General features: G+C 70.3%; 17 protein-coding genes and 2 pseudogenes. 8 read left to right on the forward strand and 11 right to left on the reverse strand.

What is annotated here, in order from left to right:
* Nucleotides 1–573: 573 nt before the first annotated feature.
* Entirely contained in the window at nucleotides 574–1,890 is a 1,317-nt protein-coding gene (locus tag ACFPZI_RS25705) for a PP2C family protein-serine/threonine phosphatase (RefSeq protein WP_381367387.1), read from the forward strand.
* A gap of 71 nt (nucleotides 1,891–1,961) precedes the next feature.
* Here ACFPZI_RS25705 and acnA read toward each other — a convergent pair.
* From acnA to ACFPZI_RS25730, 5 genes and pseudogenes are all read right to left on the reverse strand, one after another.
* Nucleotides 1,962–2,558, reverse strand: a pseudogene (gene acnA / locus ACFPZI_RS25710) (aconitate hydratase); the annotation flags it as partial.
* Nucleotides 2,492–2,800, reverse strand: a complete 309-nt coding sequence (locus tag ACFPZI_RS25715; protein ID WP_381368112.1) for a hypothetical protein — start codon at nucleotides 2,798–2,800, stop codon at nucleotides 2,492–2,494. The pseudogene acnA and the gene ACFPZI_RS25715, both read right to left, overlap by 67 nt.
* Before the next feature lie 12 nt (nucleotides 2,801–2,812).
* Nucleotides 2,813–3,301, reverse strand: a complete 489-nt coding sequence (locus tag ACFPZI_RS25720) for a carboxymuconolactone decarboxylase family protein (RefSeq protein ID WP_381367389.1) — start codon at nucleotides 3,299–3,301, stop codon at nucleotides 2,813–2,815.
* Between the two features lie 86 nt (nucleotides 3,302–3,387).
* Nucleotides 3,388–4,155, reverse strand: coding sequence for a succinate dehydrogenase/fumarate reductase iron-sulfur subunit (locus ACFPZI_RS25725; RefSeq protein WP_381367392.1), 768 nt, complete (start codon nucleotides 4,153–4,155; stop codon nucleotides 3,388–3,390).
* Between the two features lie 34 nt (nucleotides 4,156–4,189).
* Complete coding sequence (locus tag ACFPZI_RS25730) at nucleotides 4,190–5,005, reverse strand: hypothetical protein (protein WP_381367395.1); 816 nt, start codon at nucleotides 5,003–5,005, stop codon at nucleotides 4,190–4,192.
* 237 nt (nucleotides 5,006–5,242) lie between these two features.
* Between ACFPZI_RS25730 and gap the strand changes: the two genes are divergently transcribed.
* From gap to ACFPZI_RS25750, 4 genes are all read left to right on the forward strand, one after another.
* A complete protein-coding gene (gene gap, locus ACFPZI_RS25735) occupies nucleotides 5,243–6,250 on the forward strand; it encodes a type I glyceraldehyde-3-phosphate dehydrogenase (RefSeq protein ID WP_381367398.1) in 1,008 nt (335 codons plus the stop codon).
* A 64-nt stretch (nucleotides 6,251–6,314) separates the two neighbouring features.
* The gene (locus ACFPZI_RS25740; RefSeq protein WP_381367401.1) at nucleotides 6,315–6,782 is read left to right on the forward strand and encodes a CBS domain-containing protein; all 468 of its coding nucleotides are present in this window, start codon (nucleotides 6,315–6,317) and stop codon (nucleotides 6,780–6,782) included.
* 39 nt (nucleotides 6,783–6,821) lie between these two features.
* Nucleotides 6,822–7,523 carry a thiamine pyrophosphate-dependent enzyme gene (locus ACFPZI_RS25745; protein ID WP_381367404.1) on the forward strand — a complete coding sequence of 234 codons (702 nt, stop codon included), beginning with the start codon at nucleotides 6,822–6,824 and terminating at the stop codon, nucleotides 7,521–7,523.
* 20 nt (nucleotides 7,524–7,543) lie between these two features.
* On the forward strand, nucleotides 7,544–7,891 hold the full coding sequence (locus ACFPZI_RS25750) for a carboxymuconolactone decarboxylase family protein (protein ID WP_111002400.1): 348 nt from the start codon (nucleotides 7,544–7,546) through the stop codon (nucleotides 7,889–7,891).
* Between the two features lie 205 nt (nucleotides 7,892–8,096).
* Here the strand turns inward: ACFPZI_RS25750 and ACFPZI_RS25755 are convergent, their stop codons facing one another.
* Both ACFPZI_RS25755 and ACFPZI_RS25760 read right to left on the reverse strand, forming a co-directional pair.
* Nucleotides 8,097–8,501 (reverse strand): STAS domain-containing protein, encoded by a 405-nt coding sequence (locus ACFPZI_RS25755; protein ID WP_381367407.1) that lies wholly within the window; start codon nucleotides 8,499–8,501, stop codon nucleotides 8,097–8,099.
* 146 nt (nucleotides 8,502–8,647) lie between these two features.
* Nucleotides 8,648–9,010 carry a DUF488 domain-containing protein gene (locus ACFPZI_RS25760; protein ID WP_381367410.1) on the reverse strand — a complete coding sequence of 121 codons (363 nt, stop codon included), beginning with the start codon at nucleotides 9,008–9,010 and terminating at the stop codon, nucleotides 8,648–8,650.
* A 207-nt stretch (nucleotides 9,011–9,217) separates the two neighbouring features.
* Here ACFPZI_RS25760 and ACFPZI_RS25765 point away from each other — a divergent pair.
* A pseudogene (locus ACFPZI_RS25765) lies at nucleotides 9,218–10,019 on the forward strand (uracil-DNA glycosylase).
* Nucleotides 10,020–10,160: 141 nt separating this feature from the next.
* On the opposite strand, the gene ACFPZI_RS25770 reads toward ACFPZI_RS25765, so the two are convergent.
* From ACFPZI_RS25770 to folE, 4 genes are all read right to left on the reverse strand, one after another.
* The gene (locus tag ACFPZI_RS25770; protein ID WP_381367413.1) at nucleotides 10,161–10,682 is read right to left on the reverse strand and encodes a DUF2231 domain-containing protein; all 522 of its coding nucleotides are present in this window, start codon (nucleotides 10,680–10,682) and stop codon (nucleotides 10,161–10,163) included.
* 130 nt (nucleotides 10,683–10,812) lie between these two features.
* Nucleotides 10,813–11,100: a hypothetical protein gene (locus tag ACFPZI_RS25775; protein ID WP_381367416.1), complete on the reverse strand. Its 288-nt coding sequence runs from the start codon at nucleotides 11,098–11,100 to the stop codon at nucleotides 10,813–10,815.
* Between the two features lie 32 nt (nucleotides 11,101–11,132).
* Complete coding sequence (locus ACFPZI_RS25780) at nucleotides 11,133–12,053, reverse strand: RibD family protein (RefSeq protein ID WP_381367419.1); 921 nt, start codon at nucleotides 12,051–12,053, stop codon at nucleotides 11,133–11,135.
* Nucleotides 12,040–12,750 carry a GTP cyclohydrolase I gene (gene folE / locus ACFPZI_RS25785; RefSeq protein WP_381367422.1) on the reverse strand — a complete coding sequence of 237 codons (711 nt, stop codon included), beginning with the start codon at nucleotides 12,748–12,750 and terminating at the stop codon, nucleotides 12,040–12,042. The genes ACFPZI_RS25780 and folE overlap by 14 nt, the downstream gene beginning before the upstream one ends.
* 322 nt (nucleotides 12,751–13,072) lie before the next feature.
* Here folE and tal point away from each other — a divergent pair, with 322 nt between their 5' ends.
* Nucleotides 13,073–14,221, forward strand: coding sequence for a transaldolase (gene tal / locus ACFPZI_RS25790; protein ID WP_381367424.1), 1,149 nt, complete (start codon nucleotides 13,073–13,075; stop codon nucleotides 14,219–14,221).
* On the forward strand, nucleotides 14,221–15,453 hold the full coding sequence (locus ACFPZI_RS25795; protein ID WP_381367427.1) for an NAD(P)/FAD-dependent oxidoreductase: 1,233 nt from the start codon (nucleotides 14,221–14,223) through the stop codon (nucleotides 15,451–15,453). The genes tal and ACFPZI_RS25795 overlap by 1 nt, the downstream gene beginning before the upstream one ends.
* Nucleotides 15,454–15,882: the final 429 nt, after the last annotated feature.

Consider the following 15,882-nt stretch of genomic DNA (forward strand, 5'->3'; position numbering starts at 1 on the left):
GGACCGCCGCGAATGTGCACGTGGCGGCTCCCTGGAGCGCCCAGCGCCCAAACCGGTGCGATCGGTATGATGCCGGGTGTGCCGCCATCGAGTGTGTGAACGCAGCCGTGAGCGATGAAGCTGAGCAGGCCCCCGAGCACCCGCCGCTCCGGCGCATCCTGTGGTGGTGGGCTACGACGGACCCACGGCCGGCCGCCGCGCGCTGGCGTGGGTGGCCGGACTGGCCCGCCGGACCGGTCGACCGCTGCTCGTCGCCTGCACCGGGGATGCGGCCCGTGAGCCGGCCCGTCCGGCGGATGAGCACCAGACCGGTGCTCGACGCTCCGGCTGGACCACCTCATCGGGTCGGTGTCGGCGTGGATGGCCCGCCATGCGTACCGCCCCGTCGTCATCGTGCCCTGACCCTGCTCCACGTGTGGTCGGTATGGCGGGGCGGGGGCGCCGGGCGCGGCGACCTTCTCGGTCGTGAGTGGCTGACGCGCCGTTGCGGCCTGCTTCCGACCAGGTGCGCGCGTAGTGTGACAAAGCAGGGCGACATGATGACGGCGCCCACAAGCGCCGGGAGGAAGCACCATGGCGCACAATCCGTGGCAGCGATGGGGGCGGGGCCGGTCCGGGGGCGGCGTGGTCGCGCGGCCCCCGCAGCGTGCTCTGGGCCGGCACCGGTTGCGGCATCTGCTGGACGCGGTCGGGGCGGTCAGCACCGACATGGAGACGCGCACCGTGCTGCGCCGCATCGTGGAAGCGGCCACCGACCTTGTCGCCGCGCGCTATGGGGCACTGGGTGTGCTCAACGAGAGCGGCAAGGTCATCGACCTGATCACCGTGGGCATCGACGACCCGCAGCCGTGCGCTGCGATGGGCCTGCCGCAGGGCCATGGCCTGCTGCACACCATGGTGGACGACCGGGAGCCGTTGCGAGTGGCGGATGTGGCAGGGCACCCTCGTGCGGCCGGTTTTCCGCCCGGGCATCCGGTCATGCGGACTCTGCTGGGCGTTCCGCTGATGGTGCGCGGCACGGTCTACGGCGATCTCTACGTCGCCGACAAGAGGGACGGTACGCCTTTCGATGACAACGACGAGGGCCTGCTGACGGCCCTGGCCAGTGCCGCGGGCGTCAGTCTCGAGAACGCCCGTCTGTACGAGCAGCTCAGACGCGCCGCCGAGCACTTCCAGCGCCGCATGCTGCCCGTGATTCCCGACCTTGCGCCGCTCACGGCCGCCGCCCGCTACGAGCCCGCATCCGAGCTGCCCAGGCTGGGCGGGGACTGGTACGACGCCATGGCCCTGCCGGACGGCGCCACCTGTGTCGTGGTGGGCGACGTGACCGGCCACGACGTGGAGGCCGCCCCGCTGATGGGGCAGATCCGCAACATGCTGCGGGCGCTTGCCTTCGACCGGGGTGGGCCGCCCGGCCTGGTCGTGTCCCGGCTGGACCACGCCCTGACGATGTTCGAGGACCCGCCGACGGCCACCCTGGTGTTCGGCCGCATCGAGCGCACTGGTGGAGCGGGCGGGGGGTACACGTTCGGCTGGAGCAACGCGGGGCATCTGCCGCCGCTGCTGGTCGGCGCGGACGGCGGCACCCGCTACCTGGCACCCGCCCGTCACGGAATCCCGGTGGGGATCGAGGCGTCCGTCCCCCGGTTCAGCCACGAACTCCCCCTCCCGCCCGGCAGCACCCTGCTGCTGTTCACCGACGGGCTTGTCGAGCGCCGCGATCAGGACATCGACACGGGACTGGCCGAGTTGGCCGAGCAGGCCGCCCGCCTGGCCACGGCCCCGCTGGAGGAGCTGTGCGACGCTCTGATCAGCCGGAGCCGACAGGTGTTCGACGACGACGTCGCTCTGCTCGCCCTGCGCATCCCCTCGGACGGCCCGGCCCGGTGAGACACACACCCTGGCCGCTCGGCGTGCCGGGGTTCGCGGGCGGTCGCCCTGACGGGAGGCGGTCGGGGTGGCAGCAGGGTGCGCAGGGTGTAGGGCAGGATGCCGCCGTGGCGGTAGTAGTCGGCCTCGGTGGGGGTGTCGATGCGTACCCGGGCAGCGAAATCGGATGGTGCCGGCGGGGCCGTCGGCGGTGAGGGTGACCTCGGGCGGCAGTCCCTCGGCCTCGGTGCCTGTCAGGCCACGGATGGTGTAGGTCTCCTCGCCGGTCAGACCGAGAATTCGCGGGTCTGCCCCGGTTGGAATTGCAGGAGCAGGACACCCAGGCCGATGAGGTTGGAGCGGTGGATGCGCTCGTAGGATTCGGCGAGTACAGCCTTCACGCCCAGCAGGGCGGTGCCCTTGGCGGCCCAGTCGCGCGAGGAGCCCGAGCCGTACTCCTTCCCGGCGATCACCAGCAACGGGACGCACTCGTCTGCGTAGCGCATGGCGGCGTCGAAGATGGTGGTCTGCTCCCCGTCGGGCAGGTGGCGGGTGACGCCGCCCTCGGTGCCGGGGGCGAGCAGGTTGCGCAGCCGGATGTCGGCGAACGTACCGCGGATCATCACCTCGTGGTTGCCGCGCCTGGAGCCGTAGGAGTTGAAGTCCCGTGGCGCCACGCCGTGTTCGGTACCCGCGCCGGGGTGAACTGGATCTCCGTGGCCGGCTCGGTGGCCGGGGCCCAGCCGACCAGCGCGGTGATCTGATCGGCGGTCACCGCGCGGCCGTCCTCGTTGCGCAGCAGGTTCTCCAGCAGAACCTTCAGGCTGTACGGGAGACGGGCGGTGCCGGGCAGTGCGTCGAGCCGGAAGATCGTGAAGGAGGATCCGGCGGCGCTGAGTGTCTTTTGGGCGGCGAACGTGTCGATCGGCACGGCGAGGACTCCTTACGCGGGGTCGGCGGGCGTGGACGGGGTGGTGGGAAGGTCGAGACCGTCGAGGCTGGTGACCGGGGTGCGCAGGCCCACGGCGAGCCGGTTCCAGCCGTTGATCGCCACGATGGCGAAGGTGAGCGCCGCGGTCTCCTCCGGCGTGAAGGCGGAGGAGACCGGCTCGTAGTCCCCGTCCGGGGCGCCGGCGCGGGGCAGTTCGGTCAGCGCCTCGCACCAGGCCAGCGCGGCACGCTCCCGAGGAGTGAATACCTCCTGCGCTTCACGCCAGGCCGCCACCACGTCCAGTCGTGTCTGGTGCTCGCCGCGACCGCGGGCGTCGCGGTGGTGCATGGCCAGGCAGTAGGCGCAGCCGTTGATCTGGGAGGCCCGGATGCGGACCAGTTCCAGTAGCTCCGGCTCCAGGCCGCTGCCGGCCACGGCCTGTTCCAGCCTGAGCATCGCCCCGACGCCGTGCGGGAACAGCTTGCGGTAGTCAACACGCATGATCGGCTTCCTCCTTGCGGCGTTCGTCTGCGCGGATGAGCGGACGGCCCGGGGGCGATGCCCGTGGCGTCGGCCCCGGGCGTGGCTCAGGTCTCTTCGCCCGTACGTCCCGGGCGGCGGCGCCAGCTGCGGATCAGGCGCCCGAGCGGGTCATAGCGGTGGTCGACGACGCGTTCCTTCATCGGAATGATCGCGTTGTCGGTGATTTTGATGCCGGCGGGGCAGACCTCGGTGCAGCACTTGGTGATGTTGCACAGCCCCAGCCCGTGCTGTTCGCGCAGCATCCGGCGCCGGTCGAGGGTGTCCAGGGGGTGCATGTCGAGTTCGGCGTGGCGGATGAAGAACCGCGGGCCGGCGAAGGCGGGTTTGTTGTCCTCGTGGTCGCGGATGACATGGCACACGTCCTGGCACAGCCAGCATTCGATGCACTTGCGGAACTCCTGCGCCCGCTCCACCTCCTCCTGCCGCATCCGGTATTCGCCGGGCCGCAGATGAGGCGGCGGGGTGAAGGAGAGAACCTGCCGGGCTCTGGCGTAGTTGAAGCCAATGTCGGTGACCAGGTCGCGGATAACGGGGAAGGTCCGCAGCGGCGTGATCGTGATGCTGTGGGAGGGCAGTGTCGACAGCCGCGCCATGCACATCAGTTTCGGGCGGCCCTCGATCTCGGCGCTGCACGAGCCGCACTTGCCGGCCTTGCAGTTCCAGCGCACCGCGAGGTCGCCGGCCTGCGTGGCCTGCAGCCGCAGGACAGCGTCCAGGACCACCTCACCGTCCTCGACCGGCACGGTGTACTCCACGAGCGAGCCCCCGGAGGTGTCGCCGCGCCAGACGCGGAGCAGCAGATCGCGCCCCATGGCCGATGCCCCCTTTCCGCGGGCTGATTCGAGGTCAGAAGAACCGCGGGTCGTGGATCACACCGCCGGCCACCAGCCGCACGTAGCCGTCGGCGAGCGCGACCCAGATCAGCGAGGCCCAGGCGAACCTGCCGTGGTACGGATTGATCCGCGACACCCAGGTCCACGCCCGGTAGCGGACGGGGTGCCGGGCGAAGTTGTTCAGGCGGCCGCCGACCGCGTGGCGGCACGAGTGGCACGAGAGGGTGTACAGCCACAGCAGAACGGCGTTGACGACCAGGACCAGGCTGCCCAGCCCCATACCGAGGCGCCCGCGGAAGTCGAAGGCGATGACCGCGTCCCAGGTCAGGATGACGTTGAAGACGAGGGCCGCGTAGAGGAAGTACCGGTGGACGTTCTGCAGCAGCAGCGGAAAGCGGGTTTCCCCGCTGTAGCGGCGGTGCGGCTCCGGAACCGCGCACGCCGGGGGTGCCGCCCACCAGGAGCGGTAGTACGCCTTGCGGTAGTAGTAGCAGGTCAGGCGGAACCCGAGCGGAAAGATCAGGATGATCACAGCCGGGGTGATGATCCACCAGGTGCCGAACCAGCCCAGGTGCGGTGCTCCGTGGGAGCCGGGCACCGCCCCGCAGTGGGTGGACAGGCACGGCGAGTAGAACGGTGACAGATAGGGGTCGGCGTAGTAGTCCCGGTTTGCCAGCGCCGCATAGGTCGCGTAGGCCACGAAGAGGGCCAGGACGGTGAACGTGATCAGCGGGTAGACCCACCAGCGGTCCCTGCGCAGCGTCCGCGCGGTGATCGCGGCCCGCCCGGGAGAATGGATCCCCGCCGGGGCACCGTCTGCTGTTTCCACGGCCTGGCCTCCCTTCGCCGGTGCCGGGGCTGCCGATCCGCTCACCGGGAGCCTTCTCCGCTCAAGCCTGCCGGAAAAGGGCAGAGCGTGCGATCTCAGGGCAACTTCTCCGTGCCGTATGACAGGGCGAGCCGTGCGGATACCCGCACGCGGATGGCGTAGGCCCGCCAGCCGGGGCACTCACGCGGTGATACCACGAGCAAGAGAGCACCAGCGAACACCGGAAGGACGCCTGGGATGCCGAAGGTCGCCATCAACGGGCTCGGCCGCATCGGCCGTGCCGCGCTGAAGATCCTCCACGACGTGGACGGTGTTGAGCTCGCGGCCGTCAACGACCTCATCGAGGTGGACAACCTCGCCTACCTGCTGGCACACGACAGCGTCTACGGCCGCTACGGCAACACGGTCACGGCGACCGACGGCGCGCTGAGCATCGACGGGCACAACGTGCCGGTGTACGCCGAACGCGATCCGGCCCGGCTGCCGTGGAAGGAACTGGGCATCGACCTGGTCCTGGAGTGCACCGGAGCCTTCCGCCACGAGGAGGAGCTGCGGCGTCACCTTCAGGCGGGGGCGCGCTTCGTCATCCTGTCCGCGCCGGCCCGGACGGAGACGGTGGCCACCGTGGTGCACGGCGTGAACCAGGCCCCGGACGGCGTGCAGGTCATCTCCTGTGCGAGCTGCACCACCAACTGCATCACCCCGGTGGTCGAGGTACTGGACCGCCGGATCGGGGTCGAACGGGCGATCATGTCCACCGTCCACGCCTACACCTCCACCCAGCAGCTCGTTGACGGACCCAGCCGGGACGTGCGCCGCGGCCGAGCCGCTGGGGTCAACATGGTTCCCGCGTCCACCGGGGCGGCGCTGGCCACCACCCGGGCGCTGCCCGCACTGGCCGGGCGCTTCGACGGGGTGGCAATCCGGGTTCCGGTGCCGGTCGGCTCGGTCGCGGACATCGTGGCCGTCACCGCCCGGCCCACCACCGCCGAGGAGGTCAACGACGTCTTCCGCCAGGAGGCCGGCACCGACCGCTACCGCGATGTCCTGGCCGTCTCTGCGGAGCCGCTGGTCTCCACCGACATCATCGGCGACCCCAGAGCCTCGGTCATCGATGCCGCGATGACCCGGGTGGTGGACGGCACCCTTGTCAAGATCATGAGTTGGTACGACAACGAGTGGGGCTTCACCCATCAGATGGTCCGCGAAGCCCTGTCCGTCCTGGGCGTCAGCCCGTCCCCGTGAGTGCCTTCGCCACCGCCCCCGACCTGGTGCGGGGCCGCCTCGCTCAGCCGCCGAGAGGATCGTGATGAAGGCAAAGGAGATCATGACGGCGCCGGTGGTCACCGTCACCGAGGGCACACCGGTGTCGGAGGTCGCGGCCGTGCTGCACGGCGGCCGGATCAGCGCCGTCCCCGTGCTGGATGCCGCGGGCGCGGTCTTGGGCCTGGTCAGCGAGTACGACCTGCTGGCCCGGCCCGGTGTCACCGCGGCCGAGGTGATGACGGCGACGGTGATCAGCGTCACCGAGGACACCGACGTCGACGACGTCCGCCACCTGCTGGTCGAGCGGCGTATCCGCCGCGTCCCCGTGCTGGCCGCCGGCCGCCTGGCCGGGATCATCAGCCGCTCCGATGTCGTCGCGCTGCTGACCACCGAGTGGGCCTGCACCGTGTGCGGCGAAACCGCCCGCGGTGACCAGCCGCCCGAACGCTGCCCCAAGTGCCACGCCGCCGCCAACCGCTTCGCCGTCCAGGAAGCACCGCCCGGCAGCTGAGCCAAGAGCCGCACCGACCCGAGGGAAACCCTGCGAACGATGACCTCCTCACCGACACCGGGCCCCGATCCCGCCGACGCCGCCGGAACAGCCGGCCCCCCACCCATCGGCGCGGTCTCCGACAGCGAAGCCGAGGTGCTGCGCGGCTACTACCGGCAGATGGCGCTGATCAGAGTCTTCGAGCTGCGGGCCGCGGAGATGTATACCCGGGCGAAGATCAGCGGCTACTGCCATCTCAACCTTGGCGAGGAGGCCACCTGCGTCGGCCTGATGGCCGCACTGCGGCCCACCGACTACCTGTTCACCACCTACCGGGAACACGGCTACGCACTCGCCCGCGGCGCTGACCCGGGCCGGGTGATGGCGGAGCTGTTCGGCCGCACCACCGGCCTGTCCGGCGGGCGCGGCGGCTCCATGCACCTGTTCGACACCGAGCTGCGGCTGCTGGGCGGCTACGGAATCGTCGGCGGCCAGCTGCCCCCGGCCACCGGCGCGGCACTGGCGATCGCCTACCGCGGGCGGCCCTCAGCTGACAGCGAGGCGGTGATGTGCCTGCTCGGCGACGGCACCACCAACATCGGCGCGTTCCACGAGTCGCTCAACCTCGCCGTCCGCGTGTCCTGCCCAGGTACCCCGCATGAGGTCATGGGCGCTGCCGGTATCACCGCACCGCATCAGCACCGTCGCCCGCACCCTGTTCAGCCGACACCCTGTCAACGGCCTTCGCAGGCCGACCTCTAACCGTACGGAGGCATCGATCAATGACCGAGCCCGTCTATCACCCGGCCACCACCGAGATCGGCGCCCGGCGGGCGCAGCTCGCCCCGGCCGTCAACGAGGCGTTCGAGAACTTCAGCCGCGCCGTGTTCGCCGACGGGGCGCTGCCGGAGAAGACCAAACAGCTGATCGCCGTCGCGGTCGCGCATGTCACGCAGTGCCCGTACTGCATCCAGGGACACACCCGCCTGGCGCAGCGCAAAGGCAACAGCCCAGAGGAGATCATGGAAGCCATCTGGGTCGCCGCCGAGATGCGCGCCGGCGGCGCCTACGCACACTCCACCCTCGCGCTGCACGCGATGAAGGACACCTCACCGCACTCCCACCCATGACAGCAGGACCCGACAGATGCGCCAGGCGACATCGCCCCGTCAGCTCTCTTGCGGAGCATCGCCGCGAACCGGTCGCGATCCCGTACGCCCTCGGACCGGCACGCGGGTGCCGAGCCAGCGGGAGGCGGTGCCCACGCCGAGGCAGATGATCACTGCGCCCTCCAGCACGCGGGCCGGCGGCAGCATGAAAGCCGGTGCGCGTTCCTCAGCTTGACGGGTGGGGCCAGTGGGTCAGGCTGCCGGGCGAGGGAGCGGATTGCGTCGCTTCCGCTGATGAGGGGTAGATTTCGTAGCTCTCGCGCATGCCGCTCAGGTCGAAGATCCTGAGCATCCGGGCGGAGACGGACGCGATACGCAGTGAGCCTTCGTGTTCACGGATGCGTTTGGTGATGGCCGCGATCACGCCCAGCCCCATCGAATCCATGAAGGTGACAAAGCCCAGGTCCAGGACGAAGTGTCGGTGTCCCTCGTCGATGAGCTTGATCGCTCCTTCCCGGATCATGGGGGCGGTGTGGGCGTCCACCTCACCGTCGACCTCGACGACGGTCCAGCCGTTGACCCCGTCGTAGCTCACCATCATGCTCTCGTGCCGGATGATGTTCGTTCGCATTGCCATCCCTCTTCACGTCTTCGGGCGGCGCGAGACGCCCGGCATGGTGTGGCGGAGACGGCCGGCCCGTACGGCGCTCGCGGCCTGCGTAGGGGCGCGTTCGCGTGAACGATGGTGGCTGCCACCCCCGGCGTCTCACATGCTGGTCACCGGCTCTTGTTCAGCCACTCGGCGAGGACAGCGGCCTGGCTGTGGTCCACGTCCTTGGTGGCGGTCAGCAGCATGAGCTTGTCGTGGGCTGCCAGGTCCCGCAGGTGTTCGGCCGCCTCGCGGTGTCCGGCGTCGCGCAGTTCTGCCAGGTAGCGGTGGCGGAATTCGGTGAAGCGGCTGGGCTCGTGGCCGTACCATTTGCGCAGTTCGCTGGAGGGGGCGACGTCACGTAGCCACTCGTCCAGGTGCGCGTCCCCCTTGCGCATGCCCCGGGGCCAGACCCGGTCGACCAGCACACGCTTGCCGTCCTTCGGCGCGGTCTCCTCGTAGACTCTGCGATAGGTGATCTGTTTGGCCATAATGGTGCCCTTCCAGATCGGTCGGCCGCCTCGGCCTTGATGGGTGGACAGCTCCGTGCCCTGCTGCGAAGCGGATGGTTCCGACTCGCCCATTTTATCGGGGACGGCTCATGCGAACCCGTCGGGATCCTGCCGGGTCGGCCACCACGACCGTCGCCCGGGTGCAAAGTGACGGCGTCCGGTACGGCGTATGGACGAGGAGACGATGTGGCCAGCAGACGTCCCCTGCCCGCGTCACCCGATTTTCCCGCGCGGACGGCTTGCCGGGTGAGCTCCCCGAGCGAACTGGACGCGGCGGGTGGCCACCTGCCGGGCCTGCCCGCGCCTGGTGGCCTGGCGGGAGGAGGCCGCCAGGGTCAAACGCAGGGCGTTTCGGGACTGGGACTACTGGGCGCGTCCCGTGCCCGGCTTCGGCCCGCCGGACGCACCGCTGGCGATCGTCGGTCTGGCGCCGGCCGCGCACGGCGGCAACCGCACCGGGCGGATCTTCACCGGTGACCCGTCCGGCGACGCGCTGTACGCCGCCCTCTACGACCTCGACCTGGCCTCCCAGCCCACCGCCACCCACCGGGGCGACGGGCTGGAGTTGTACGGGGTGCGGATCACGGTCCCGGTGCACTGCACCCCGCCCGACAACCGGCCCACCACCACCGAGCGCGACACCTGCCGCCCGTGGCTCGCCCGTGAACTGGAACTCTTGCGGCCGACCCTGCGGGCCATCGTGGTGCTCGGCGGCTTCGCCTGGCAGGCGCTGCTGCCCGTGCTCACAAGCGCAGGCTGGCAGCTGCCCCGCCCCCGCCCGGCCTTCGGGCACGGCGCCGAAGCCCTCCTCACCGACGGGAGCGGTGAACGGCAGGTGCACCTGGTCGGCGGATACCACCCCAGCCGGCGCAACATGTCCACCCGGACCCTGACCCCCGCCATGCTCCGCGACGTGCTGCACCGGGGCGCCATCATCGCCGGGCTGCCCGGGAACGGCGGCGCCCTTGAGGCCCGCGCGCCATGCTGACACTGGCTGCTTTCTGATCCCAGGCGTGGGGAGTTGCCCGTTCCATCGGATCGCCGACGGCGGCCCCTGCCCCTGCCCCTGGGAAGCCGTATCCGGTGGCATGTCGTTTCCTCTCCACGGCTGCGAGAGCCGGGCCGGAACTCAGGCCGCGTGACTCCTGTGGGCGCCGATCCGATGCACGTTCTGCACCGCGAGTTCGTCCCGTTCCTGTGTCGGGGTGAGACGGATGCCGATGTGGTAGTCCTGAACCAGCATCCAGCCGAGGAAGCCGGCGGCGAGGGTGCAGGCGACACCGGCCGAGGTGAGCGCGAGACCGAGGGTGGTTCCGGTGGCCGGGCCGTTCCAGTGGGTGACGTACGTTCCCAGGCTGACGGCGAACAGCACGAGCGCGGTGACGTTGAGGCCGGCGTGGGCCAGACCGACGGTCTTGGCGGCCGAGCCGCGCGGGATACCGAAGGCCCAGTCGACGAGGCCGGGGAGTGCGGCGAGCAGCGCGCTGCCGACGCCCACGACGTTCAGGGCGATCGCCAGGTTGAGCCAGAACTGGTGCCCGGTGGCCGCGTACACGGCGAAGCCCACCAGGGTTCCGGTGTAGCAGGCGACCGGGAAGCCGATCAACATGGGGTGGATGGGGTGACCGGCGATGGCGGCTTTGCTGTACATGAAGCCTCCTGCGTGGGTCCCCGTTGTGGAGTGTCGATCGCTCATCTCAGCGTCTCCTGGCTGGTGGGATCCGCAACCGCGCCGGGTGACGATGGCCTGATCCCGCGGGATCACGGTGACAGGCGGCGCCTCATGAGTCTTTCAGGCGCCGGGTCATTTCGTTGATGTAGTGGTCCCCGTAGGCGGCCGCGACATCGTCGAGGTCGACCATCGGGGGAAGGTCGATGACCGGCTGCCGCTCGGCGAGGTAGAGGGCGGTCTCCTCGATCACGCGCTGCTCGTCGGCCTCTGCCGCATCGAGTTCGTCGACGACGGCCGGGCTCGCCTGGAACCGCGACTCGATCACGCCCCCGCTGTACCGGACGCGCACCAGATAATCGTGCTCGCCCATCGGCTCGATCTGGAATTGCTCGGGCATGACTGCCGACTACCCGTTGACGCCGTTGGGTGTCACGGCGCACGCGGCTCGGCGCGCCGTGCGACTCCGGTGTGTCCCGGACGCCGGTCGCCGGCCCAGGGGTGCCGGCGGGGCAGTCGGTAGCGCAGGAACAGATAGGACGCCCGCCGCCGGACGCTGATCAGGCCGACTGTCTCGTGCCGCGTCGGGAGCAGTTCAAGCCCGGCGATCAGCCCGTGTCGGATGGTGCCGGCGCGGCCGGCCAGTACGGGGGAGAGGGTCAGGAACAGCTCGTTCAGGATGCCGGTGCCGACGAGTTCCCCGACCAGGTGCGGGCCTGCCTCGGAGAGGATCGTGGCGTGTCCGCGGGCGCGGATGATGCCCAGCACCTGGGGGATGCTCAGTGTCGGGCCGTCGCCGAGGGCAAGGATGGCGCAGGTCGGCGGGAGGTTTCGGGTGAGGCGGCCTGCGCCTTGGGTGGTGGTGGCGATGAGTGCGCCCGTCTGCAGGGCCGGGTGCTCGGCCGGCAGGTTGCCGCTTGCGGTGACGACGACGAGTTCCGGCGCGGCGGCACGGCGCCGCTGCCGGCGGAGGAGGGCGAAGTCGGCAGCGGCGGCCGGGTAGACGTGCTCTGGTGTCCACCGGTGGCGGGGTGAGGCGCGCAGCGTGCCCGCTCCGATGAGGACGGCGTCGGCGCAGGCCCGCAGCAGCCCCATGACGAACCGGTCGGCGGGCTCGCGTCCACTGATCGTCGAGCCGGATGAGGGGTATTCCGGGCCGAGCGCCACCACTCCGTCGAGCGAGGCGACGAAGTTGGCGTACAGGCACGGTTCGGGGAAGCCGAGGCCGCCGCCGTAGAGCGCGGCCAGCGCCGGCGGCAGGCTCCAGCGGTGCAGTCCGGGCTCCTCGTACAGCCGCACCAACGGCTCGGCGTGAGGCACTGGAGCCGTGAAGGCGCTGTCAGGTCCGGCCACGGCCGGTGCTCCTGGGGCCGCACAGGTCGAAGAACTCCATTCTCAGCTGGTCCTCGGTTTCGTAACTGCCGCGCCAGTAGGTGGTGCGGGTGCTGGACTCGATCTCGCGGACGCCGCGCATCTGCGTGCACAGGTGCACCGCCTCCAGGTGCACGGCGACGCCATGCGGTTCAAGGATGCGTACCAGTGCGTCGGCGAGTTGCTGGCCGATGCGTTCCTGTACCGAGAAGCGGCGGGCGAACAGCCGTAGCAGCCGGGTCAGTTTGGATAGGCCGAGGATGTGCTCGTGGGCGACGTAGCCGACGTAGGCGGCGCCGAAGAACGGCAGGCTGTGGTGCTCGCAGAGGGCGAAGAACGGGATCGGCCCCTCCACCACCTGGCTGATGCGGCAGTCCGGGCCACCGCGGCACTCGGTGGGGAACGCGGTGACCAGCTTCTCATCACCCTCGTATCCGCTGGTCGCCTCGAACAGCGCGCGCAGGAAGCGGCGCGGGGTGTCGACGGTCGGGGGAGAGCCGACAGGCATCCCCAGCGCCGTGAAGATCTCCCGCATGTAGCCCTCGAACTGCTGCCACTGCTCGGGGGTGATGCGCCGGGGGCGGACGGCAGCCCATTCCTCACTGTCGTATCCGATGTCGTCGCCGGCCAGGCCGCCGACCTTGGGCGCCCCACTCGGTGGTTGCTGTCGGTCACTCACCTGTCATTACTTTCCTGTGGACGTCTGTTCGCCGCGACCCTGCAGACCCGGGCCTGGGCGCGCTCCTCGCGGCCGGTCCCGAGTCGACCGCGTGTGCGCCGCCCTACGACTCCTTGATCATGCAGCCAGGGCGGTGACGATGCACTCTGGGACGTCCTCGCCTCCGATGCGCATTTGAGGAGTGCCTGCACGGGCTACGCGACCCAGGAGCACGCAGCACGGGCCCCATGTCGACCTGCGGCACCGCGTGTGCTGGGTGAGTCTTGACCCCAGGGAGCCCTTCGCAGCTCATGACGCCCGGGCCGGGCAGAGGAGGCATAGGGTGACCGACACGCTCGCTCAGCTGTCCGCGTCCGGGGTATCGATCTGGCTGGACGACCTGAGCCGGCAGCGGCTCGTCGACGGCAGTCTGACCAGGCTGGTCGCGGAGCGGCACGTCGTGGGGGTGACCACCAACCCGACGATCTTCGCCAAGGCCATCGAGCACAGCGACTGCTACGAGGGCCAACTCGCCGATCTCGCGCTGCGCCGTGCGGGGGTGGAGGAGGCGTTGCGCGCGCTGACCACGTCCGACGTGCGCTGGGCCTGCGACGTGCTGCGGCCGGCTTACGACTCCAGCGGGGGTGTGGACGGGCGAGTCTCGATCGAGGTCGATCCCCGTCTGGCGCACGACACGGCGCGCACGGTCGCCGAGGCACGGGCGCTGTGGTGGCTGGTGGACCGCCCGAACCTGTTCGTGAAGATCCCCGCGGCCAAGCAGGGCCTTGAGGCGATCAGCGCCTGTCTGGCCGAAGGCATCAGCATCAACGTCACGCTGCTGTTCTCCCTGGAACGCTACGACGCCGTGACGGAGGCGTTCCTCACGGGCATGGAACGCGCCCGGGACGCCGGGAAGGACCTGTCCGGCATCGCGTCGGTGGCGTCGTTCTTCGTCTCCCGGGTGGACACCGAGATCGACCGGCGTCTCGACCGGCTGGGCGGGGAGAAGGCCGCGGCCCTGCGCGGACGTGCCGCCCTCGCCAACGCCCGGATCGCCTACGAGCACTACGAGCAGGCCCTTGCGACGGACCGCTGGAAGCGGCTTGCGCAGGCCGGTGCCCGGCCGCAGCGGCTGCTGTGGGCGTCCACCGGCGTGAAGGACCCGGCCTACGAGGACACCCGCTACGTCGTCGGCCTGATCGCCCCCGACGTGGTCAACACCATGCCGGAGGCCACCCTCGACGCAGTCGCGGACCACGGAGTGCTGCCGGCCAGCCACATCCGTGACACCTACGGCGAGGCACACCAGGTGCTGGACGAACTCGCCGGGCTCGGCGTCGACTACGCAGATGTCGTCCAGATGCTGGAGGACCAGGGCGTGGAGAAGTTCGACGCCAGCTGGGACGAGCTGGCCGGGAAACTCACGGCCCGCCTTGACGCCTCCGCCGGCGACCCGCCCGACCGCACCGACGACAGCAGGGAGCACGCGTGATGGCATCAGCGACGTTCGTGATCGTGGGAGCGAGCCTGGCCGGTGCCAAGGCCGCCGAAGCACTGCGCGGGCACGGCTTCGACGGACGGATCCTGCTCATCGGGGACGAGCCGGACCACCCCTACGAGCGGCCACCACTGTCCAAGGGCTACCTGCAGGGCAAACAGGACCGTGAGACGATCTTCGTCCACCCGGAACAGTGGTACGCCGAGCAGGCCATCGATCTGCGAGTGGACACCACCGTCACCGAACTCGACCGCGACCGGCGCACGGTCACCCTCTCCGGCGGCGAGAGGATCGGCTACGACAAACTGCTCCTGGCCACGGGCGCCTCCCCGCGACGCCTCCCGGTACCCGGCGCGGACCTCGACGGCGTGCTCTACCTGCGCCGCGTCGGCGACTGCGAACGCATCCAGCGGACCTTCCAGTCCGCCTCCCGCATCGTCTTCGTCGGCGGAGGCTGGATCGGTCTGGAAGTGGCCGCCGCCGCCCGCGAGGCCGACGTGGACGTGACCGTCCTGGAAGCGGGCGAACTGCCGCTGCTGCGCGTCATGGGCCGGCAGATCGCCCCCGTCTTCGCCGACCTCCACCGAGAGCACGGCGTGGACCTGCGCCTGACCGCACAGGTCACAGAGATCATCGGCGAGAACGGTACGGTCGCCGGTGTCCGCCTGGCCGACGGCACCCGCATCGACGCGGACGCGGTCGTGGTCGGTATCGGTGCCGTCCCCAACACCCAACTCGCCGCCGAAGCGGGCCTGCACGTCGACAACGGCATCATCGTCGAGGCGTCCCTGCGGACCTCCGACCCCGACATCCACGCGGCGGGCGACGTGGCCAATGCCTTCCACCCGATGCTCGGCAAGCACATCCGGGTGGAGCACTGGGCCAACGCCCTCCATCAACCCGAGACAGCGGCCCGGTCGATGCTGGGCGAGGCCGCCTCCTACGACCGCGTCCCGTACTTCTTCACCGACCAGTACGACCTGGGCATGGAGTACGCCGGCTACGCCGAACCCGACAGCTACGACGATGTGGTCGTCCGCGGCGATCTGACGAGCAGGCAGTTCATCGCCTTCTGGACGGCCCAGGGCCGTGTGCTGGCCGGCATGAACGTCAACACCTGGGACGTCAACGAAGCGATCCAGCGCCTGGTCCGCTCCGGCACGCAGGTCAACCGGGACCGGCTGGCCGACCCAGACGTGCCACTGGAGGAACTCGCCACCGGGTGAGTCGCACTGAATGCGCATGGATCAGCCGTAGGCGTTGCGGCATTCCCCCTGAATGTCGCAACGGTCGGCGTGCGGGTCCCCCCGCAGAGGTGACGCGGACTCGGTGCGGGTGACCGTCGCCGTTCGCGACCTGGACCGGCGGCTACCGGTCACTGACGTGCGTGGGCGTTGGTCACCGCACCTTCACATGGGCCCGGCGGTGACCTACGCGGCGGTGGGCACTCGGCGCATGTTGTCGGTCGGGAGGGAGCGGTGAGGTGATCGCCGTCGCTGTTCTTCTACTGCCCGCGCTGGGCCTGCTGCTGTATGGGATGGACCGCTTTGAGGACCTGCTGCTCGGTAAGCCGGCCACGGCACGCCCTGAGGACGGCCGGCCACTGCGTCCGGGTCTCGGAGGGGTCCTGCCCGCTGGAGCCTATTGCGCAGCCG

Origin of the sequence: Streptomyces chlorus (assembly GCF_042655885.1) — a bacterium.
Classification (GTDB): Bacteria; Actinomycetota; Actinomycetes; order Streptomycetales; family Streptomycetaceae; genus Streptomyces; species Streptomyces chlorus.